Source organism: Acidocella aminolytica 101 = DSM 11237, assembly GCF_900129125.1.
GTDB lineage: Bacteria > Pseudomonadota > Alphaproteobacteria > Acetobacterales > Acetobacteraceae > Acidocella > Acidocella aminolytica.
Genome location: NZ_FQVJ01000085.1, coordinates 1 through 2621, shown reverse-complemented (window position 1 = coordinate 2621; position 2621 = coordinate 1). Strand labels below are relative to the sequence as shown.

3 protein-coding genes are annotated in these 2621 nt (G+C 60.7%); 2 read left to right on the top strand and 1 reads right to left on the bottom strand.

Going from position 1 to position 2621, the window contains the following annotated elements:
• The first annotated feature begins 150 nt into the window (after window positions 1–150).
• Together BUB54_RS19640 and BUB54_RS19635 are read left to right on the top strand one after the other, a co-directional pair.
• Window positions 151–954: a DeoR/GlpR family DNA-binding transcription regulator gene (locus tag BUB54_RS19640; protein WP_175556559.1), complete on the top strand. Its 804-nt coding sequence runs from the start codon at window positions 151–153 to the stop codon at window positions 952–954.
• A gap of 115 nt (window positions 955–1069) precedes the next feature.
• Window positions 1070–2314, top strand: coding sequence for an ammonium transporter (locus BUB54_RS19635; RefSeq protein WP_048880608.1), 1245 nt, complete (start codon window positions 1070–1072; stop codon window positions 2312–2314).
• A gap of 64 nt (window positions 2315–2378) precedes the next feature.
• Here BUB54_RS19635 and BUB54_RS19630 read toward each other — a convergent pair.
• A partial coding sequence (locus tag BUB54_RS19630; RefSeq protein ID WP_175556558.1) for a fumarylacetoacetate hydrolase family protein occupies window positions 2379–2621 on the bottom strand: 243 nt, incomplete at its 5' end.

Below are 2621 nucleotides of genomic sequence, written 5' to 3'. Positions count from 1 at the left end.
ATCTGTTCACTCGATTTTCGCAATCGAAAATTTGATAGATTAAAATAACCCTATTTCGCACATGCACAATGGAAACAAGCTTCGAATGGCAACATCTTAACACAAAATGCTCGCCATAAGGGGTGGTGGCAGCGGAGGGCTAGGCGGCTTATGATAAAATACAGCAGAAGGGAGCGCGGATTGTCTGACAAGCAAAGCAATGAGGAGCGGCAGGGCGGCATCGTCGAGCTGGTGGCCAAGCAAGGCTTCCAGACGATCGAGGCGCTGGCCCAGCATTTCGGCGTCACCGTGCAGACCATCCGGCGTGACGTGAACATGCTCGCTTCCGAAGGTCGGCTGTCGCGCTATCGCGGCGGGGCAGGACTCGCCTCTTCCATTGAGAATATGGAATATGAGCGGCGTCAGGTGATCAATCTGGCGCCAAAACAGCGCATTGCCGCCATGGTGGCGCAGGACGTGCCGGATGGCGCGTCGCTATTCATCAATATCGGCACCACAACCGAACAAGCCGCCCGCGCCTTGCTTTCGCATAAGAATCTACGTGTCATCACCAACAACATCAACGTCGCCAAAATCCTCAGCGAGAACGCAAATTGCTCCATCGTGATGGCGGGCGGTAAGGTCCGCAACCGCGACGGCGCGGTCACCGGCCCGTTGGCGGCCCAAATGTTCGAGCAGTTCCGTGCCGATATCGGAATTATCGGCGTCTCCGGCATCGATAAGGATGGCGGGCTGTTTGACTACGATCTGGACGAGGTGATGTGTACCCAGGCCATTATCCGCCACTCAAGGCGGGTGTTCCTGGTCGCGGACCATTCCAAATTCGGCCGCCCGGCCTTGGTCAAGGTCGGCAATCTCTCGCAGATCTCGGCTCTTTATACGGATGCCCCGCCACCTGACACCATCTCGGCCCTACTGGCCGAGGCCGGCACTACGCTGGAAATCTCCGACTGACTTTACCCCCAGCGCGTCAAAAAAGGCCGTGCGTTGACGCACTGCAACGTAGAGATTAGGCAACAACCGCCGTCCGTGGGGCGGAACAGCGCAGTCAGGGCGGGGTAAAAAACAAATGCAAAATGTGGTACCGGGCGATACCGCCTGGGTTTTGATGTGCACGGTATTGGTGCTGCTGATGACTGTGCCGGGGCTGGCTTTGTTTTACGCGGGCATGGTGCGGAAAAAGAACGTGCTGGCCACCATGATGCAGTCTTTCATGCTCTGCGCCCTGGTCAGCGTGCTCTGGATGCTGGCGGGCTATTCGCTGGCCTTCGGCACCGGCAACAGCCTCATCGGCGACGGCTCGCGGCTGTTTCTCTCCGGCCTCGGCGCGGGGTGGGACAAGCCCTTCATCCTCGCCGCGGGCACCCCGTTTGCGATACACACCACCATCCCTGAGAGCGTCTTTTTGATGTTCCAGATGAGCTTCGCCATCATCACCCCGGCCGTGGTCACCGGCGCCTGCGCCGACCGCATGAAATTCTCCGCCCTGCTGGTGTTTTTCACGCTCTGGTCGTTCCTAGTCTATGCACCGTTGGCCCATTGGGTCTGGTCGCCAAACGGTTGGCTGGCCCAGCTTGGCATTGCAGATTTCGCAGGCGGCACGGTGGTTGAGATTAACTGCGGCATCACCGGTCTGGTCTGTGCGCTCATGCTGGGTAAACGGCTTGGCTACGGGCAGGAGAACATGGCACCGTGGAATCTCAGCTATGCCGTCATCGGCGCCTCACTGCTCTGGATCGGCTGGATGGGCTTTAATTCCGGCGGCGCCATGGGCGCCAACGGGCGCGCGGGAATGGCGGTGCTGGTCACGCAAATTGCCGCGGCGGGCGCCACTTTGGCCTGGACCTTCGTGGAATGGGTCGTCCGGGGCAAACCTTCGGTTCTGGGCGCCATTTCTGGCGCCGTGGCGGGGCTGGTCGCCATCACCCCAGCATCCGGCTTCATCCTGCCCGGCCCCGCTCTGCTGATCGGCCTCGTGGCGGGGGCGGTGTGTTTCTGGACCGCCACGGAGCTGAAACATATCTTCAATTACGATGACAGTCTGGATGCGTTCGGCGTGCATGGCATCGCGGGCATTATTGGCACACTGGCCACCGGCTGGTTCGCCTTCGGCCCGCTTTCCGACGGCGCGGCGGTGGGCGGGCTGCATCTGCTGGGCGTGCAGGCGCTCGGCGTGGCCGTTACCATCATTTACTGCGCAGGCGTGAGCTGGGCGCTGCTGAAAGTCACCGACGTCACGGTGGGGCTGCGCGTCACCCGCGAGGAAGAACGCGAAGGTTTGGACGTCGTGCTGCACGGCGAGCAGATTTTTTAATCCTGGGCCTGGCGCTGTAGTCCGCGCAAAGCCTGAAATGCCCTCCCGCCAAGGCGGGGGATTTTTAAACGATTCTGGTGCGCAGCGTGCCTATACCGACAATTTCGCCATCCAGCTTATCCCCCTTCACGATCGCACCGACACCTTCCGGCGTGCCGGTGAAAATCAGGTCTCCCGGTGCCAGCGCCACAAAACGCGAGAGCGTGGCGACAATATCCGGCACCGGCCAGATCTGGTCCGCGAGATCCCCTTCCTGCCGGATCTGCCCGTTCACGCTAAGCGCAATGCGCCCGGCGGCCGGGTGGCC